At 39.1% G+C, this 17,019-nt stretch carries 19 protein-coding genes and 1 rRNA gene; 12 read left to right on the forward strand and 8 right to left on the reverse strand.

The annotated features are described in order from the left end of the window. The first annotated feature begins 8 nt into the window (after positions 1 to 8). Together C228_RS0110310 and C228_RS0110315 are read left to right on the forward strand one after the other, a co-directional pair. Positions 9 to 905 carry a metal ABC transporter substrate-binding protein gene (locus C228_RS0110310; RefSeq protein WP_018652543.1) on the forward strand — a complete coding sequence of 299 codons (897 nt, stop codon included), beginning with the start codon at positions 9 to 11 and terminating at the stop codon, positions 903 to 905. Between the two features lies 1 nt (position 906). Then, positions 907 to 1,662, forward strand: coding sequence for a metal ABC transporter ATP-binding protein (locus C228_RS0110315; RefSeq protein ID WP_018652544.1), 756 nt, complete (start codon positions 907 to 909; stop codon positions 1,660 to 1,662). A 107-nt stretch (positions 1,663 to 1,769) separates the two neighbouring features. Here the strand turns inward: C228_RS0110315 and C228_RS0110320 are convergent, their stop codons facing one another. Genes C228_RS0110320 through C228_RS0110335 form a run of 4 tightly spaced genes read right to left on the reverse strand, consistent with a single transcriptional unit; the run spans position 1,770 to position 4,378 of the window. Continuing rightward, the gene (locus C228_RS0110320; protein ID WP_018652545.1) at positions 1,770 to 2,261 is read right to left on the reverse strand and encodes a YbaK/prolyl-tRNA synthetase associated domain-containing protein; all 492 of its coding nucleotides are present in this window, start codon (positions 2,259 to 2,261) and stop codon (positions 1,770 to 1,772) included. A gap of 14 nt (positions 2,262 to 2,275) precedes the next feature. Then, entirely contained in the window at positions 2,276 to 3,343 is a 1,068-nt protein-coding gene (locus C228_RS13650; protein ID WP_245552768.1) for a threonine synthase, read from the reverse strand. 40 nt (positions 3,344 to 3,383) lie between these two features. After that, positions 3,384 to 3,746, reverse strand: a complete 363-nt coding sequence (locus C228_RS0110330; protein ID WP_018652547.1) for a RidA family protein — start codon at positions 3,744 to 3,746, stop codon at positions 3,384 to 3,386. Beyond that, entirely contained in the window at positions 3,746 to 4,378 is a 633-nt protein-coding gene (locus tag C228_RS0110335; protein WP_018652548.1) for a helix-turn-helix transcriptional regulator, read from the reverse strand. Before C228_RS0110335 ends, C228_RS0110330 begins: the two co-directional genes overlap by 1 nt. A 199-nt stretch (positions 4,379 to 4,577) precedes the next feature. Here C228_RS0110335 and apt point away from each other — a divergent pair, with 199 nt between their 5' ends. From apt to C228_RS0110380, 9 genes are all read left to right on the forward strand, one after another. After that, complete coding sequence (gene apt, locus C228_RS0110340) at positions 4,578 to 5,117, forward strand: adenine phosphoribosyltransferase (RefSeq protein WP_014991082.1); 540 nt, start codon at positions 4,578 to 4,580, stop codon at positions 5,115 to 5,117. Between the two features lie 45 nt (positions 5,118 to 5,162). Next, positions 5,163 to 7,226 carry a DNA polymerase III subunit gamma/tau gene (gene dnaX / locus C228_RS0110345; RefSeq protein ID WP_018652549.1) on the forward strand — a complete coding sequence of 688 codons (2,064 nt, stop codon included), beginning with the start codon at positions 5,163 to 5,165 and terminating at the stop codon, positions 7,224 to 7,226. Then, a complete protein-coding gene (locus C228_RS0110350; RefSeq protein WP_018652550.1) occupies positions 7,226 to 8,134 on the forward strand; it encodes an ABC transporter ATP-binding protein in 909 nt (302 codons plus the stop codon). Before dnaX ends, C228_RS0110350 begins: the two co-directional genes overlap by 1 nt. A gap of 1 nt (position 8,135) precedes the next feature. Continuing rightward, a complete protein-coding gene (locus tag C228_RS0110355; protein ID WP_018652551.1) occupies positions 8,136 to 8,897 on the forward strand; it encodes an ABC transporter permease in 762 nt (253 codons plus the stop codon). A gap of 76 nt (positions 8,898 to 8,973) precedes the next feature. After that, a complete protein-coding gene (modA, locus tag C228_RS0110360) occupies positions 8,974 to 9,732 on the forward strand; it encodes a molybdate ABC transporter substrate-binding protein (RefSeq protein WP_018652552.1) in 759 nt (252 codons plus the stop codon). Positions 9,733 to 9,790: 58 nt separating this feature from the next. Beyond that, a complete protein-coding gene (gene modB / locus C228_RS0110365; RefSeq protein WP_018652553.1) occupies positions 9,791 to 10,480 on the forward strand; it encodes a molybdate ABC transporter permease subunit in 690 nt (229 codons plus the stop codon). Positions 10,481 to 10,483: 3 nt separating this feature from the next. Beyond that, positions 10,484 to 11,539: a molybdenum ABC transporter ATP-binding protein ModC gene (modC, locus tag C228_RS0110370; RefSeq protein ID WP_018652554.1), complete on the forward strand. Its 1,056-nt coding sequence runs from the start codon at positions 10,484 to 10,486 to the stop codon at positions 11,537 to 11,539. A gap of 48 nt (positions 11,540 to 11,587) precedes the next feature. Continuing rightward, the gene (locus tag C228_RS0110375) at positions 11,588 to 12,022 is read left to right on the forward strand and encodes a type II toxin-antitoxin system RatA family toxin (protein WP_018652555.1); all 435 of its coding nucleotides are present in this window, start codon (positions 11,588 to 11,590) and stop codon (positions 12,020 to 12,022) included. Further along, complete coding sequence (locus tag C228_RS0110380; RefSeq protein WP_050560383.1) at positions 11,982 to 12,311, forward strand: RnfH family protein; 330 nt, start codon at positions 11,982 to 11,984, stop codon at positions 12,309 to 12,311. The genes C228_RS0110375 and C228_RS0110380 overlap by 41 nt, the downstream gene beginning before the upstream one ends. Before the next feature lie 45 nt (positions 12,312 to 12,356). Here the strand turns inward: C228_RS0110380 and tdeA are convergent, their stop codons facing one another. The 3 genes from tdeA to gpt all read right to left on the reverse strand — a co-directional run bounded on the left by tdeA (position 12,357) and on the right by gpt (position 15,056). Next, positions 12,357 to 13,748: a toxin/drug exporter TdeA gene (tdeA, locus tag C228_RS0110385; RefSeq protein ID WP_018652557.1), complete on the reverse strand. Its 1,392-nt coding sequence runs from the start codon at positions 13,746 to 13,748 to the stop codon at positions 12,357 to 12,359. 121 nt (positions 13,749 to 13,869) lie between these two features. Further along, positions 13,870 to 14,493 carry a guanylate kinase gene (gene gmk / locus C228_RS0110390; RefSeq protein WP_018652558.1) on the reverse strand — a complete coding sequence of 208 codons (624 nt, stop codon included), beginning with the start codon at positions 14,491 to 14,493 and terminating at the stop codon, positions 13,870 to 13,872. Between the two features lie 89 nt (positions 14,494 to 14,582). Then, positions 14,583 to 15,056: a xanthine phosphoribosyltransferase gene (gene gpt, locus C228_RS0110395; protein WP_018652559.1), complete on the reverse strand. Its 474-nt coding sequence runs from the start codon at positions 15,054 to 15,056 to the stop codon at positions 14,583 to 14,585. Positions 15,057 to 15,232: 176 nt separating this feature from the next. Between gpt and C228_RS0110400 the strand changes: the two genes are divergently transcribed. Next, positions 15,233 to 16,690, forward strand: a complete 1,458-nt coding sequence (locus C228_RS0110400; protein ID WP_018652560.1) for an aminoacyl-histidine dipeptidase — start codon at positions 15,233 to 15,235, stop codon at positions 16,688 to 16,690. 244 nt (positions 16,691 to 16,934) lie between these two features. Here C228_RS0110400 and rrf read toward each other — a convergent pair. Beyond that, positions 16,935 to 17,019: ribosomal RNA gene (gene rrf / locus C228_RS15205) — 5S ribosomal RNA — on the reverse strand; the annotation flags it as partial.

Below are 17,019 nucleotides of genomic sequence, written 5' to 3' on the forward strand. Positions count from 1 at the left end.
GAGAAACTATGAAACTTTCATTTTTAAGACACGCATTTGTGGCTGCATTAGGTTTAAGCGCGACACTCTCTATAGCAGCACCATTCAAAGTTGTTACTACATTTACCGTTATTCAAGATATTGCACAAAACGTTGCTGGCGATAAAGCGATTGTGGAATCCATCACTAAACCCGGTGCAGAAATTCATGATTACCAACCGACCCCTAGAGATATTGCTAAAGCGCAAAAAGCGGATCTTATCTTATGGAATGGTATGAATTTAGAGCGTTGGTTCGAACGTTTCTTTGAAAATGTAAAAGGTAAACCGGCTGTTGTGGTAACCGAAGGTATTACACCAATCGCAATTACCGAGGGTGAATATAAAAACTTACCGAACCCGCATGCTTGGATGTCATCAGCTAACGCATTGCAATATATTGAAAATATTCGTGCCGCTTTAGTGAAATACGATCCGAACAATGCCGAAAGCTATAACCAAAATGCTAAAGCTTACGCTGAAAAAGTAAAAGCAATTGCAGAGCCTTTACGCCAACGTCTATCCGTTATTCCGGAAGCACAACGTTGGTTAGTAACCAGTGAAGGTGCATTTAGTTATTTAGCACAAGACTATCAATTAAAAGAGCTTTATCTATGGGCAATCAATGCTGAAGAACAAGGCTCACCACAACAAGTGAAGAAAGTAATTGACGGCGTAAAAGCAAATCATATTCCTGTCGTTTTCAGCGAAAGTACCGTATCGGATAAACCGGCGAAACAAGTAGCTAAAGAAACCGGCGCATTATACGGCGGTGTGTTATATGTTGATTCACTTTCTACTAAGGATGGCCTTGTTCCAACTTATTTAGATCTATTAAAAGTCACTATCAGCACAATTGTTGACGGTTTTGAAAAAAGCAAAAAATAATATGGCATCCATTCCAACCTCTATTTCTGTTGAAAAGCTAAGTGTCCGTTATAATAACGGGCATTTAGCCTTACATGACGTATCCTTTCAGATTCAAAACGGCACAATTTGTGCTTTAATCGGTGTGAATGGTGGCGGTAAATCCACGCTCTTTAAAAGTTTAATGGGATTAGTCAAACCTCAAACCGGTACGATTTTGTTAAGCCAAATGCCGATTCAACAAGCTTTGAAACAAAATCTGGTTTCTTATGTGCCGCAAAGCGAAGAGGTTGATTGGCAATTTCCGGTTTCCGTTTACGATGTCGTTATGATGGGACGTTATGGCTATATGGGATTGCTACGCCGTCCTTCATCTTTTGATAAACAAAAAGTGATGAAAGCGATGGAACGAGTGGATATTTGCCATTTGCAACACCGCCAAATCGGTGAACTTTCCGGCGGACAGAAAAAGCGTGTGTTTCTTGCTCGAGCATTGGCACAAGAAAGTCAGATTATTTTACTGGACGAGCCGTTTACCGGTGTTGATGTCAAAACCGAAAATGCCATCGTTGAATTATTGCAGCAACTGCGTAGCGAAGGACATTTAGTTTTAGTTTCAACTCATAATTTAAACAGCGTACCTAGCTTTTGCGATCAAGTATTGATGATAAACCGCACCTTACTTGCTGCTGGAAAAACCGAAACCACCTTTACTACCGAAAATCTGGAAAAAGTCTTTGGCGGTGTACTGCATTATCTTGCTAAAGATATTGGATAGATTGATAAAGACCGCGCAAAAGCAAGCGGCCTTTTTTTTCGTATTTTTTAACATTATGTAATTGGTTACATAAAAGCGATTAAATTTAATCTAAAACCGAGCAACTTCTATATATCTCTTTTCACAAAACTCACTAACATCGGTTGCACAATACGTGCATAATCTTGCGTATTTAAAATAATTGAACATTCTAACGTACCGGCGTTAAAAGCAAGTTCATCATAGCGTTCAAGTAAACTAGGATCTGCAATAAGTTTAAGATCCGAATGAAAGCTAAAAGGTGGAATCGCACCAAATACACAATCTGTAAGTTCATCAACTTCTTTAGGGCTGGCAAGAGATGCCTTTGTACCGCCTAAGTATTGGGCGATTTGATTTAAATCCGCCTGCTCATCGGCTGGTAAAATAGCGAGTACTGCTTGTTTTACACCATTTCCTTTGATTTTACACACCAAGGCTTTTGCCCCTTGCCCGATTTCCGTACCACGAATTTTCGCAACCTCTTCCGATTTACCGGCACTAGTATGATGAACTACTCGATAATGAGCTTGATATTGGTCTAAAAGTGCGGTCAAATTTTCGAATGTTTTTTCCGACATATTATTTCCCTTAGTTAATGCTCTGATTTCAGTCCAGCACCACACATCGTAATTAAGCAATCTTCTACTGCAGCACCATATAGCTCACAGTAATGAAGATAAGCCGCATAGTTGGCTGCGGTAGTGTGTTCACAATAAATCCCTTTTTTGGCTAAAGCATTTCGTGCAGCAAGAATTTTATCTTCCGGTGCATGTACAAAACGAATCGTATATTTTTCCGCATAAGCTAAAATTTCACTTGCTCGCATAGGCTGTCCAATGGCAATACCTTCGGCGATAGTCGGCTTAATCTCAACCTGTTCTGCAAATTTTTGCCCTTTTTTGACCGCTTGCAATAATGGATCACAATATTCGCTTTGTAATGCAATAATCGTTGGCATTTCGTCAATAACGCCACTTTCCAACAAATGTTCTAGTCCTTTAATGACACCAATAAACAAAGTACCGTTTCCAACCGGAACGACAATATGTTTTGGAATCCGCCCGAGCTGTTCAAACGTTTCATAAATATACGTTTTCGTACCTTCGTAGAAGAAGGGGTTATACACGTGATTGGCATAATAAACGCCCTCATTTTCAACTTTAGCACGACATACATCTGCACAATGATCACGGCTACCTTTAATCACATTAGCTTTAGCACCATGCGCCTCAATCATATTAATTTTTTTCGGCGATGTTCCTTCCGGTACGAAAATTTCACATTGAATACCCGCTTTAGCGCAATAGGCTGCGACACTATTTCCTGCGTTACCACTACTATCTTGTACCACCGAATCAACACCAAGCGACTTACAATGACTGATAAGTACCGCCGCACCACAGTCTTTAAAGGAAAGCGTTGACATAAAGTAATCCATTTTTAATAATACATTTTCATCAAAACGGACTATCGGCGTCATCCCCTCCCCCAAGGAAATATCACGCCAACTTTCATCTTGCAAAGCGATAAATTTTCGATAACGAAATAAGCTCCACTCATGGCGATCAACCTGATTGAGATCAAATTTAGGTGGCTGATAATCTAATGACCATAACCCGCCACATTGACATTTTGCTTGGAGAGTAGATACCGGCGCAATTTATTGGCATTGACTACAGATAAATTTCATATTGATTCTCCTAAGCAAATTCGGCAACCGCATCAATTTCAATAAGTGCGTTGTAATGCAAATTACCGCAAGGTACAACAGTACGAGCAGGTTTATGTGAACCGAAAAAATCAGCATAAACTTGATTTACTGTATCCCAATAAACTACATCGGGAATATACACACGGCATTGCACCAAATCATTTCTACTAAACTCGGCAGCGGCGAGTACTTGAGCTAAATTAGCGAGAGCTTGTTTGGTTTGAGCGGCAATATCACCAACAATTTTCCCATCAGCATTAAATGGAAGCTGTCCCGATACATACAACATGCCGTTGGATTTTATTGCCGGAGAATAATGCCCTTTACTTTGATTCGGTAGAATAATTTCCATTAGCATTTTCCTCTTACTTCATCTAAATAACTATAAATGGTCACTTTATTTACGCCTAATTTTTCAGCAGCTTTCTCAATACTGCCTTTCATTAAAAACAAGCCTTTTTGTTCCATAAAACGAATCTTTTCAATTTTTTCATCCCGAGACATTGTGTGAACAGATTGTCCGTTTAAAATTTTATCCATTAAATTTTCTGCCATTGCAGAAAGCGGAAGTTCTTCTGTTTCTAGCGTTTTCTCAGTTTGTTTTATCTGATTTAGGTTAGGCAATAAGGTATTTAAATAAGCGATTTGCTCAGTAATCGGTGTCGTATCAATATTGATACACAAGGCACCAACCAGCTGTTGGTTTGGGTCAAAAATCAGTTGAGTGGATGAACGAATAAGTTTACCTTCGGCTTCAAAATAGTAATTGGCTACATAGTTATTATTCAGCTTATCCGATAACATCACTTCCTTAACCAAATAGTCAAAATTCTGCCCCGGCTTACGATGTGTAACATCACCAGCAACATACACAACCGAATGCTCAGGGCGGTTTAAATCATGTAAAACAACTTCACAACTTTTTCCGAACGTTTCAACTAACATCTCTGCCATCGAAACATAAGGGATAAGAATTTGGTTCATAGTATCTCCGTAGAATTTTTTATACAGAATATATAACTTATTCTATGCAATCAATAAATTTGTATAATTTTTTATATAAGAAATATACTAATCACATTGAAAATGATGCCGAATTACTGACTTTCCTTAAATTTTCCTTGTAATTTTGCTCAGTTTTGCTAAATTCTTCAGGTTATTTTGCTATTTTTAAGGTCTAACCATGAACCAATTAGATTTAATCAAATCATCCATCAAATCTATTCCTGACTATCCGAAAGCAGGTATTATTTTCCGTGACATTACCTCATTATTAGAAGTGCCAGAAGCATTCAAGGCAACCGTAGATGCAATCGTTGCTGAATTTAAAGATAAAGGTATTACTAAAGTCGTTGGAACAGAATCTCGCGGCTTTATCTTTGGTGCACCGGTAGCGCTTGCGTTAGGCGTACCTTTTGTATTAGTTCGTAAACCGAAAAAATTACCACGTGAAGTTATTTCACAATCTTATTCTTTAGAATATGGTGAAGATACGCTGGAAATCCATTTAGATTCAGTAAAAGAAAGTGACAACGTATTAGTTGTAGACGATTTATTAGCAACCGGCGGTACAATTGACGCTACGGCAAAATTAATTCGTCGCTTAGGCGGTAAAGTAGAACATGCAGCATTTGTGATTTGGTTACCGGATTTAGGCGGTAAAGAACGTCTAGAAAAAGAAGGCATCAACTCATTTACATTAGTTGAGTTTGCCGGTCATTAATATTTCTTAGTACGGAATACTATTCCGTAACAAATAAGAGTCGCAATGAGTTATCAAGTTTTAGCCCGTAAATGGCGTCCGCAACGTTTTTCTGAAGTTGTCGGACAGCAACACGTTTTATCCGCATTAGAGAATGGCCTGCGTGAAGGTAGACTTCATCACGCCTATCTGTTTTCCGGTACGCGTGGTGTAGGTAAAACCTCAATTGCACGCCTATTTGCAAAAGGCTTAAATTGCGAAACCGGTATCACCGCCACACCTTGCGGTGAGTGTGCAAATTGTAAAGCGATCGAAGAAGGTCGCTTTATTGATCTGATTGAAATTGATGCTGCTTCACGCACTAAAGTCGAAGACACACGTGAGTTGCTTGATAATGTTCAATACAAGCCAACAGTCGGGCGCTTTAAAGTTTACCTGATTGACGAAGTACATATGCTCTCGCGTCACAGTTTTAATGCGCTACTCAAAACGCTTGAAGAACCGCCGGAATACGTTAAGTTCTTACTTGCAACGACAGATCCACAAAAATTACCGATCACGATCTTATCCCGTTGTATGCAATTCCATTTGCGTGCGTTGGATCAAGCTCAGATTGCAAACCATCTCGAATTTATCCTGCAACAGGAGAATATTCCCTACGAATCAGCCGCTATTGAAAAACTAGCAAAAGCGGCTCAAGGCAGTATTCGTGATTCATTGAGTTTAACCGATCAAGCGATTGCGGTAAGTAATGCGAATATTAGCTTACCAATCGTACAGCAAATGCTTGGTTTAATTGATGGTCACCAGCCAATCGAATTAGTCACTGCGCTCGCGCAAGCCGACGGTGAAAAAGCGATGTCAGTCATTCAATCCGTTGCTGAAAAAGGGGTTGATTGGTCACAACTACTCTCGGACATTGCCCAAACTTTACATAAAATTGCGATGCTTCAGTTGCTCAAAAATAGTGGGCAGGAACAAACTCAGCTACATTTTTTAGCAAAACAAATTGCGCCTGAAGACGTACAATTTTTCTATCAGTTAATGCTCAATGGTAAAAAAGAATTGGAATTTGCGCCGGAGCAACGTGCCGGTGTAGAAATGACCATTTTACGTGCATTAGCTTTCCATCCTAAGCGTGCTGAAGAAATTAATCGCCAACCGGTAGTTGTCCAAACAACAACAGCGACTATACCGCATACACCACAGCAAAATATTGAACAGCTCAAAGCACGTTTAACACAAAACCACGCACTGCAAGCGGTTAATTCTGTTCAAAATTTTGCAACACAACCTGCTGCAAAAATACCGGAAAATTCAAACGCTTATCAGCAGCCCGCCGCAAACGTAGTTGAAAGCGGTTCAGCGCCAGTGTCACCGGCACTTGCAGCAATGCAAGCCCGTAAACAGTTACAGCAAACTCAGGCACAACTTACTCAAAACGAAAAAAAAAAGTCTGAGTTAGCTAAACCGGCTATTTCATCGGCGAGCCGAGCAAATCCACAAAAAGCGCCAAGTTTACAAGAGCGTTTTATGAATTTGGCAACCGAGCAACAAACGCAAGCTCAGCTTCAATCGGCAAAGCAACCAGAAAAACCGTTAAGCGATGAAGATTATCGCTGGACGTGGCTCAATCCCGAATTAGAAACCCAAAATGAAAGCGCTAAACCATCCGATATCAAACAAGCGATCTTACAAGAACGCACGCCTGAATTAGTGGCAAAAACCATCGCATTATCTTGTGAGCAAGACGAATGGTGCCGGATTGTGAATGAATTAAAACTCGGTGGTTTATCTCGTCAAGTGGCATTAAATAGCTATTTAGCCGAAAAACAAGGTGAACAGCTTAAATTGATCCTCAAGCCAGCAATGGCACATTTAGATAATGCCGAATCCCGCCAGAGTCTAGCTACAGCCTTACAAGAAAAAGGTTTTAGCTATGAATTGAGTATTGGCGAAAGTGTGGAATATAAAACACCGCTAGAAATTCGCCGTGCCATTTTTGAAAATTTAACGCTCGAAGCGAAAAAAGCACTTACCAATGATGAAAAATTAATGCTGTTACGCCAAACATTTGATGCGGAAATAGACGAAAGCACAATTAGAGCCGTTGCAGAGAATAAAGAATAATGAAAGCTTTAGAAATCAAAAATCTTATCAAAACCTACCCGACCGGTGTGCAAGCGGTAAAAGGTATCGATTTAAGCGTAGAACAAGGTGATTTTTATGCCTTACTCGGGCATAATGGTGCGGGTAAATCGACTACCATTGGGATTATTAGCTCGCTAGTGAATAAAACTAGCGGTAGTGTGAAAGTATTCGGTTGCGATCTTGATACGCAAAAAATTCAGCTTAAACAGCAAATCGGGCTTGTACCGCAAGAATTTAACTTCAATCAATTTGAAAAAGTGATTGATGTTCTAACCCAACAAGCCGGTTATTACGGTATCTCACATAAAGAAGCATTAACCCGAGCTGAAACTTGGCTGAAAAAACTCGATCTTTGGGAAAAACGAGGCCATTTTACCCGTGAGCTTTCCGGTGGTATGAAGCGCCGAGTGATGATAGCCCGTGCTTTAATGCATAACCCAAAATTGCTGATTCTCGATGAACCGACCGCGGGAGTAGATATTGAATTACGCCGTAGTTTATGGGACTTTTTGCGTGAACTGAATCAACAAGGAACAACCATTATTTTAACTACTCACTATTTGGAAGAAGCCGAAAATCTTTGCCGTCATATCGGGATTATCCAAAACGGTTTATTGGTTGAAAATACTTCGATGAAAGCCTTGCTTGCCAAATTAGAAACGGAAACATTTGTGTTGGATTTGCAAAAAAAATCGGAAAATCAACCGCTTGTAATCAATAGCTACCCATTTAAATGGCTTGATGAGAACACTTTAGAAGTTGAAGTGCAGCGAGAACAAGGTTTAACCAATCTATTCCAACAAATTGCAGCACAAGGATTTGAAGTCTTAAGTATGCGTAACAAATCCAATCGTTTAGAAGAATTGTTTATGAAAATGGCGAATTAACATGAATTTAACAGGATTCCTCACCCTTGCTGGCAAAGAGTCACGCCGAGTGATTCGTATTTGGAAACAAACGCTTGTTCCGCCAATTATTACCACAACGCTCTACTTCCTAATTTTCGGAAAATTAATCGGCGGTCGTATCGGGGATATGAGCGGCGTAAGCTATATGCAATTTATTGCACCCGGACTTGTAATGATGACGGCAATTACCGCCTCTTATGTTAATAGCGCATCGTCATTTTTCCTGAGTAAATTCACTAAAACCTATGAGGAATTGCTCGTCTCGCCACTCTCCAGTCATGATATTATTTGGGGATATGTTGCGGGAAGTATTATTCGAGGTGGATTGGCAGGCATTTTAGTCATATTGGTTTCGCTCTTTTTCGTCTCTTACGACATTCATTCATGGGCGATTATTTTGCTGACGCTATTAATGACGACCATCACCTTTGCCTTAGGTGGTTTAATCAATGCAGTATATGCGAAATCCTTTGATGATGTTGGCTTAATTCCGACCTTTGTACTTACGCCTCTCACTTATTTAGGTGGCGTATTTTACTCTATTTCGTTACTACCAGAATTTTGGCAAGCCGTATCCAAATTTAATCCCATTGTGTATATGATCAACGGTTTCCGCTACGGATTCCTTGGTATTACGGATGTTTCTGTGGTTTATACTTTTTCAGTATTGAGTAGCTTTATCGTTATTTTATATTGGTTTGCTTTTTCATTGATTGAGAATGGTACTGGCCTACGTTCTTAAAATAAGTTATTTGGACTTGCAAAAAATACGAGAAATTAAACCGCTTGTTTTACATAATTATATAAAAGGAGACCTAATGAAAGCATTAATAAAACTTTTCTTAATCACTAATATACTTTTTTCGTCAAGCTTGGTATTAGCAACGGATATTATCGTTTTTGCCGCTTCATCAATGACCAATGTATTGCAAGAAATCAATCAAGATTTTGCCAAGCAATATCCTGATGACAAAGTGATTTTTTCGTTTGCTTCAAGTTCAGTTTTAGCTAGACAGATCGAACAAGATGCGCCGGCAGATGTGTTTATTTCCGCTGATCTAAAATGGATGGATTACTTAAAAGAGAAGCAGCCCGCCAAAACGCAAAATATCCTCCTTTTGGTTAAAAATGATCTTGTTTTAATCGCACCAAAAGACAGTTCATTAACGGCAGGTGATATACAAGCGGTCGATTTTCACAAAATTTTAGCAGATGGCTATTTATCAGTCGGCGATCCGGCTCATGTACCGGCAGGCAAATATGCGAAAAAAGCATTAGAATATTACGGTTTATGGCAACAAGTCAAACCTAGAATCGCTCGAGCGAAAAATGTTCGTGATGCCTTGTCATTCGTAGAACGTGGTGAATCACCATTGGGTATTGTTTACTCTACCGATGCGAAAGTTTCTGATAAAGTGAAAGTGATTGCGGTTTTTCCAACCGAAAGCTACGGTGAAGTTATTTATCCTGCTGCTACAGTGAGTGATAAAGTGCAAGCTAAAACATTTTTAGATTTCCTAAAAACGCCGAAAGCCAAAGCGAAATTTGAAGCTGCCGGTTTTTATCCGGTCAATTGATCTTATAAAAGGGGGTAGTTAATTACTATTCCTTTTCTGTTTATCCACGGTTGAAATGATGTTCAATTTTACCCCTCAAGAACTTGATGCTATTTTCTTAAGCTTAAAAGTGGCTTTATTGGCAGTTGTACTATCACTACCGTTCGCTATATTTATCGCTTGGTTGTTATCTCGCAAACAATTTTTGGGTAAAAGCTTATTAAATGGCATTGTACATCTGCCACTCGTGTTACCACCAGTGGTTATTGGCTATTTATTATTGATTTCGATGGCGAAAAAAGGCGCAATCGGCCAGTATTTATGGCAATGGTTTGAATTTTCATTCAGTTTTTCTTGGAAAGGTGCGGTTCTCGCCTCAATGGTTATGGCATTTCCGTTGATGGTTAGATCGATCCGCCTGACATTAGATGCGGTCGATCCGAAATTGGAGCAAGCAGCTAGAACATTAGGTGCTTCTCCATCAAAAGTCTTTTTTACACTCACGCTACCGCTTTCCTATTCGGGTATTACCGCCGGAGCCGTACTCGGTTTTGCTCGTTCATTGGGGGAGTTTGGTGCGACAATCACCTTTGTTTCCAATATTCCTAATCAAACTCAAACTATTCCGTCCGCACTCTTTACTTTTATCGAAACACCGAACGGCGAACTGGCTGCAGCCCGCTTATGCGCCGTTTCAATTATCATTTCCTTAATTGCACTATTTGCTTCCGAATGGTTTGCTGAAAAGCAAAAGCGCTTACTGAATTAACTTATGCTTCAATTAAATCTACACCAAACTCTCGGACAACTTGAGTTAGCGGTAAAATTAGATATTCCGAATAAAGGCGTTACCGCTATCTTTGGGCGCTCCGGAGCCGGTAAATCAAGTCTAATCAATTTAGTTGCAGGTTTATCTACACCACAAAAAGGCTATATCCGACTTAATCAACAAACCTTATTCGATAACGAGCAAGGGATCAATCTTGCGCCGGAAAAGCGAAGAATCGGTTATGTATTTCAAGAAGCCCGACTTTTTCCACACTACACCGTTGAAAAGAACCTCAAATACGGCTACAAGCGGTCGGATTTCGCTCATTTTTTACAAATCGTACAATTACTGGGCATTGAGCATTTACTCACTCGTTTTCCGGCTAGCCTTTCTGGTGGCGAAAAGCAGCGTGTCGCAATCGGCCGAGCGTTATTAAGCGAGCCGCAATTATTACTGATGGATGAACCTTTATCAGCACTTGATCTGCCTCGCAAGCAAGAGCTAATGAATTATTTGAGTAAACTTGCCACTCAAATTGAGATTCCGATTTTATATGTTAGCCATAGCTTAGATGAGATTATTCGTTTGGCGGATAACCTTATTTTACTCGAGCAAGGTAAAGTCACACTTTTTGATAGTGTTACTAACGTGTGGCACCACCCAGCTTTTATGGCTTGGCAACCGGATTCACAAAAGGTTAGCTTATTAGAATTAACTATTCATTCCTACCAACCCACTTACAAAATGGTCGGTTTAAATCTTGGTGCGCAACAAATTTGGATTAATGAAACACCTCATTATCAAATCGGTGATAAATTACGCATTACGATTGCTAGCAAAGATGTGTCTATCAGTTTAAAAAAGCCGAGCCAAAGCTCTATTCGCAATATATTACAAGGCAAAATTATGCAGATTATTGAGCTGGTCGATCGAGTAGATATTGCAGTTTTTGTTGATAATCACACGGTATGGGCTAGTATCAGTTTCTGGTCATTTGATGAGCTAGCTTTGTGGAATGGACAAAATGTCTATTTACAAGTCAAAAGCGTTTCTTTGTAGAAATGCAAAAATTTAGTAAAATACGACCGCTTATTTGAGAGAGAAACCATGCCAGTAGTAAACCAATCATCCCTTATCGCTTATAGCGCTGAACAAATGTATCAGCTAGTCAACGACTATGAAAAGTATCCGCAATTTTTATCCGGTTGCGTAGGAACTAAAACAATCAGCCGTAGTGAAACCGAGCTAGAAGCTGAATTACATATTCAAAAATTAGGTATTAACCAAACCTTTAGCACACATAACACAATGCGTCCAAATGAACGTATTGAAATGAAATTAATTAAAGGCCCTTTTCGTTATTTACAGGGTGCTTGGATATTCCACCCCTTTGATGAGCAAAGCTGTAAAATTAGCTTACAACTTGAATTCGAGTTCTTAAACCCTGTAGTTAGTATGGTATTTGGAAAAGTGTTTAACGAAATGACGATAAAAATGGTCAATGCGTTTAAACAACGCGCCCAGGAGGTTTACGGTGTCTGAATCAGAAAAGATTATTGTTGAGGTTGCTTACGCCTATCCGGAACGTTTTTTCCTCAAAAAGCTAACATTAGATAGCGCAACAACTATTCAGAATGTTATTTTACAGTCCGGTATTCTAGAAAAATATACTGAAATCAATTTAAGAACCAATAAAGTCGGTATCTTTAGCCGCCCTGCAAAATTAACCGATATGGTGGAAAATGGAGATCGTATTGAAATCTACCGCCCATTAATTGCCGATCCAAAAGAAATTCGCCGTAAACGAGCAGCAGAACAAAATAAAAAATAAATAAAAAAGCACGAAGAGCGCAATGCTATTCGTGCTTTATTTTTATTAGCGCAGATATTTACCCGCCATTGACTGATACACAGTATTCTCACCTGAAAGAATCGTATATTTTTGATTCAAAATTGAAAGCTGAGAACCAAGCTCAGTATTCATTGCACCAATCCATTCACGGAATTCTGATGCGCCTTGTTCATAGCGATTTTTATAATAGGTGCTGATGCGCTTATCATGCTCATAAGTTTTCTGTAAGGTCGCATAACTACTACGGGCTTGTTCATAAGCATAATAGTGCGTATCAATTTCATTCAATGCGCTTGTTAACGTTTGCTCATAATTTAATTTCGCCGTCATATAATCAGACTCTGAAATTTTCACGTTATTTTTCACACGATTCCAATCTAAGAATGGTAGATCAAATGAAATAACACCGTTGCCAACCGGATTATCCGCAATATTATACGCTTTCGCTGCATTACCAGAAATTGAAGCACCTAAAGTAACGGTTGGGAACCAGCTTTTTTCTGCAGCGGTTAAGCTATTAAATGCACTTTGTAAACGGTTTAAGCGAGCGGTTACATCTGGACGGTTTGCAATTGCAGAAACCGGCACATTTAAGTCAACGCCTTGTAATTTCACGCTAAAAATACTTGGGTAGCGAGACGGTAATGATTGATCCGGTTTTAAATTTAATAAATTACGTAACGTTTGTTCCGCCGTTTTTAAATTCGTACGATAAGCAATCAAGTTATTACGAGCATTTAATGTTGCTTGTTGTGCTTGCTCTACCGCTAAACGGTCAATTGCACCTGCTGCTAATTTATTATTTAAAATACGTGAAATTTGTTCGTAGTTCTTAATCGTACGTTCAATTACATTGATCGCATCTTTGTAGTAAGCAATTTGGTAGTAAGTCGTTATAACCGAATTGATTAAGGAAAGACGCGCAGATTTTAAATCTTCAACCGTTGCTTTATGTTCCCACTCCGCCGCACTTGCCGTATCAGCTAAACGACGCCATAGATCAAGCGTATAGCTTAAATTAAATGAAGCATTATTCGAAATGGTTGAAACACCGGTTGATACTTGATTTGAAGTCGAACCAACACCTTTAGATGCTGATGTAGAGCCTGAACCACTAAACGTTGGCACTAAATTCGCTCCTACTAAATTTGCATTATAAAGAGCTTTATTTACTGCAATGGCACTTTTCGCTAAATCTACGTTATTCGCAATCGCTTGATCTATAACTGCGTTAAGTTGACTATCGTTATAGCCTCTCCACCATTGTTCATTAATTTGAAATTGTTTTGTAATCTCTTGGTATTGTTGATAAGTTGCTTGAGCTTGCTCAAGAGATCCATCTTTACTCATATTCGTTGAACAAGCAGATAAAGCAAGTGCAACTGAAAGTGCTAAAGCTAATTTTGAAAGTTTCATGTAATTTCCTTGAAAGGAGGACGATAAGAGAAATGAATATTTTAAAGAAATATCTTTTTCCTTACTAGTTACTATAAAAATCAATTCATTTTTGAAATCTTTTACAAAAATTGACCATTTATTATGCTGAGAGTAATTGCTCAATAAGCTGCTGATGTCGGAGAGCTTGAGTTTCCAACTTCAAGCGTTCCGCCGTTAAAATGCTTTTTAATTCGCCTAAGGCAGTCTGGAAATCGTCATTCACAATAACATAATCAAACTCATTATAATGAGACATCTCTGAAACTGCCTCCCCCATTCGTTTTGCAATGGTTTCTGCAGAATCTTGCCCTCTACCAAACAAACGTTTTTCTAACTCCGCTCGGGAAGGTGGCAAGATAAATATAGTCTTAACATTTGGAAGTTTCTGACGAATCTGGCGAGCACCTTGCCAATCAATATCTAAAAAAACATCAATGCCTTGAGCTAAACTTTTTTCAATCATAGGCAAAGATGTGCCGTAATAATTGCCGAATACTTCAGCCCATTCTAAGAAATGCCCTTTCTCAATCAGTGCTTCAAATTCCGCATGATTAGTAAAGTAATAATGCACGCCGTCTTCTTCACCGGGGCGGGGATTACGCGTAGTATGAGAAATAGAAAGCTGGACTTCTGTGCGAGGCAAGTCAGCCAATAGTGCATTAATTAATGAAGATTTACCCGCACCGCTTGGCGCCGATAGAATATAAAGATTACCTAAACTCATAATGTTTAATTAATAATAGACAACAGAAAATGGAAAAATGGATAACCGAGTCTTATATTCTCAATTATCCATTTTCATTACGTTCTTAATTACTGACGTGCTAAAGGCGGAACGAATGTGATACCTAAATCCCAAGGTTGCTCGATCCATGTTTCTTGAGGGATATCAATTACGTAATCATCAACTAGCGGTGCACCGGCAGGTTTCGCAAATACCGTTACGAATTTTGCTTTCGGATACATTTTACGAATTTCTTTTGCCGTATTACCTGTATCAACTAAATCATCTACTACAATGAAACCTTCGCCATCTGTTTGCGCAGCATGTAATACTTTTAATTCGCCTTGTTCATCATGATCATAGCTAGAGATACATACGGTTTCAACATGGCGAATACTTAATTCACGTGCAAGAACCGCAGCAGGGAACAAACCACCACGACTTACTGCAATAATACCTTTCCATTGTGAAGCAGGTAAAAGACGCTCAGCTAATTTACGCGCGTGCATGTGGAACATATCCCAAGTTACAACATATTTTTCGTTTGTGTATTTTTCGCTCATACAAAATATCCTAGATAAAAAAAAGCGGTGACAAGGCACCGAATAAAAAAATTACGTTATTTTAACCTAAAAAGCGCTTTCGTGCTATCATTTCCGTTATTCTTCATCAATAGCGGTCTATTTTTTGCAATTTTTTACCAAAACTTAAACGCTATCATTATTTTTATGAGGTTATTATGTCAGAAATTTCAAATCTTTCTCCTACTCTACTATGGCAATGGTTTGATAAAGTGTGTTCAATTCCACACCCTTCATACCATGAAGAACAACTTGCGAATACACTCGTAGAATGGGCAAAATCAAAAAAACTATTTGCAGAGCGAGATGAAGCCGGAAACGTATTAATTCGTAAGCCTGCCACTGCCGGTATGGGAAATCGTCAACCTATCGCTTTACAGGCCCACTTAGATATGGTTCCACAAGCGAATGCCGCAACAAAACATGACTTCCTAAAAGATCCGATCCAACCTTATATTGACGGAGAATGGGTTAAAGCAAAAGGAACAACACTAGGCGCAGATAATGGTATTGGCCTTGCATCTTGTATGGCTGTATTAGAAGCAAATGACGTTGCCCATCCGGAAATCGAAGTATTACTTACGATGAGCGAAGAAGTCGGCATGGAAGGCGTGCTTGGCTTGCGCTCGAATTGGTTAACATCAAATATTATGATCAACACAGATACCGAAGATAACGGTGAAATCTATATCGGTTGCGCAGGCGGCGAAAATATCAATTTAGCCCTTCCGTTAGAATACAAAAATGCTCATCCGTTTGATAAAGCCTTAAATATTACGTTAAAAGGCTTACAAGGCGGACATTCCGGATGTGATATTCATACTACTCGTGTAAACGCAATCAAATTACTTGCTCGAATCTTAGCTGAAAATCTTGCACAAGCAGAGTTTCAATTAGCTGACATCAAAGGCGGTTCCGTCAGAAATGCAATACCTCGAGAAGCCTCAGCAACAATTGCATTCCATGCAAATAATCAACAAAAAATTACCGCTTGTTTAGCAGAATTAACAGAAACGTTAAAATCAGAACTCAAATTAGCAGAGCCTAATCTGACTTTGCTTGTAGAAGAAACTAATGTTCCTACACAAATTTTAACGAGTAAAGCAACTCAAACAGCCATTCATTTACTTAATCTCTTACCAAACGGCATTATCCGTAATAGTGATGTAGTAAAAAATGTTGTTGAAACCTCTCTCAGTATCGGTGTACTTGCAATCGAAAAGCAAGAACTAGTAGCAACGATTCTTGCTCGCTCTCTCATTGAAGCTGGAAAAGCTGAGGTACGATCTAAAATTAATTCTTTAGCGATACTCACTGGCGCTCATGCTGAATTTAGTGGCGGCTACCCAGGTTGGGAACCTGATACTTCATCTCTCATTACACCATTAACCAAGAAAATTTATGATGAAGTGTTAGGCTATGAAGCCAAAATTAAAGTCATTCATGCAGGCCTCGAATGCGGATTAATAAAAAAAGTTTATCCAAATATGGACTTAATCTCAATCGGGCCAACAATCCGTAATGCTCATTCACCGGATGAGAAAGTACATATTCCTGCAGTTGAGATTTATTGGAAATTATTGACCAAACTGCTTGCTCAAGCCCCAGCCAAATAATATCAATGCAGCTTATATAATGAAACAGCTAGAAATAATTTCTAGCCGTTTTTTATCCTAAACAAGCGGTCAAATTCCCTTGCTATTTTGCAAATGCGCTAATGGAGGTTGTTTGAATAAGCAAAAAAAGAAAGGAGAAGATGAATAAAGATAAAAATGAAGCTGGAGCTGGAGCTAAAAACAAATTCACCCCAAAAACAAAAACCCTGTGATTATCACTAACCACAGGGTTCCCTTTAATTCAATCTGGCGATGCCCTACTCTCACATGGGGAAACCCCACACTACCATCGGCGTTACAGCATTTTACTTCTGAGTTCGGGATGGATT

Source organism: Actinobacillus capsulatus DSM 19761, from assembly GCF_000374285.1.
Classification (GTDB): Bacteria; Pseudomonadota; Gammaproteobacteria; order Enterobacterales; family Pasteurellaceae; genus Actinobacillus; species Actinobacillus capsulatus.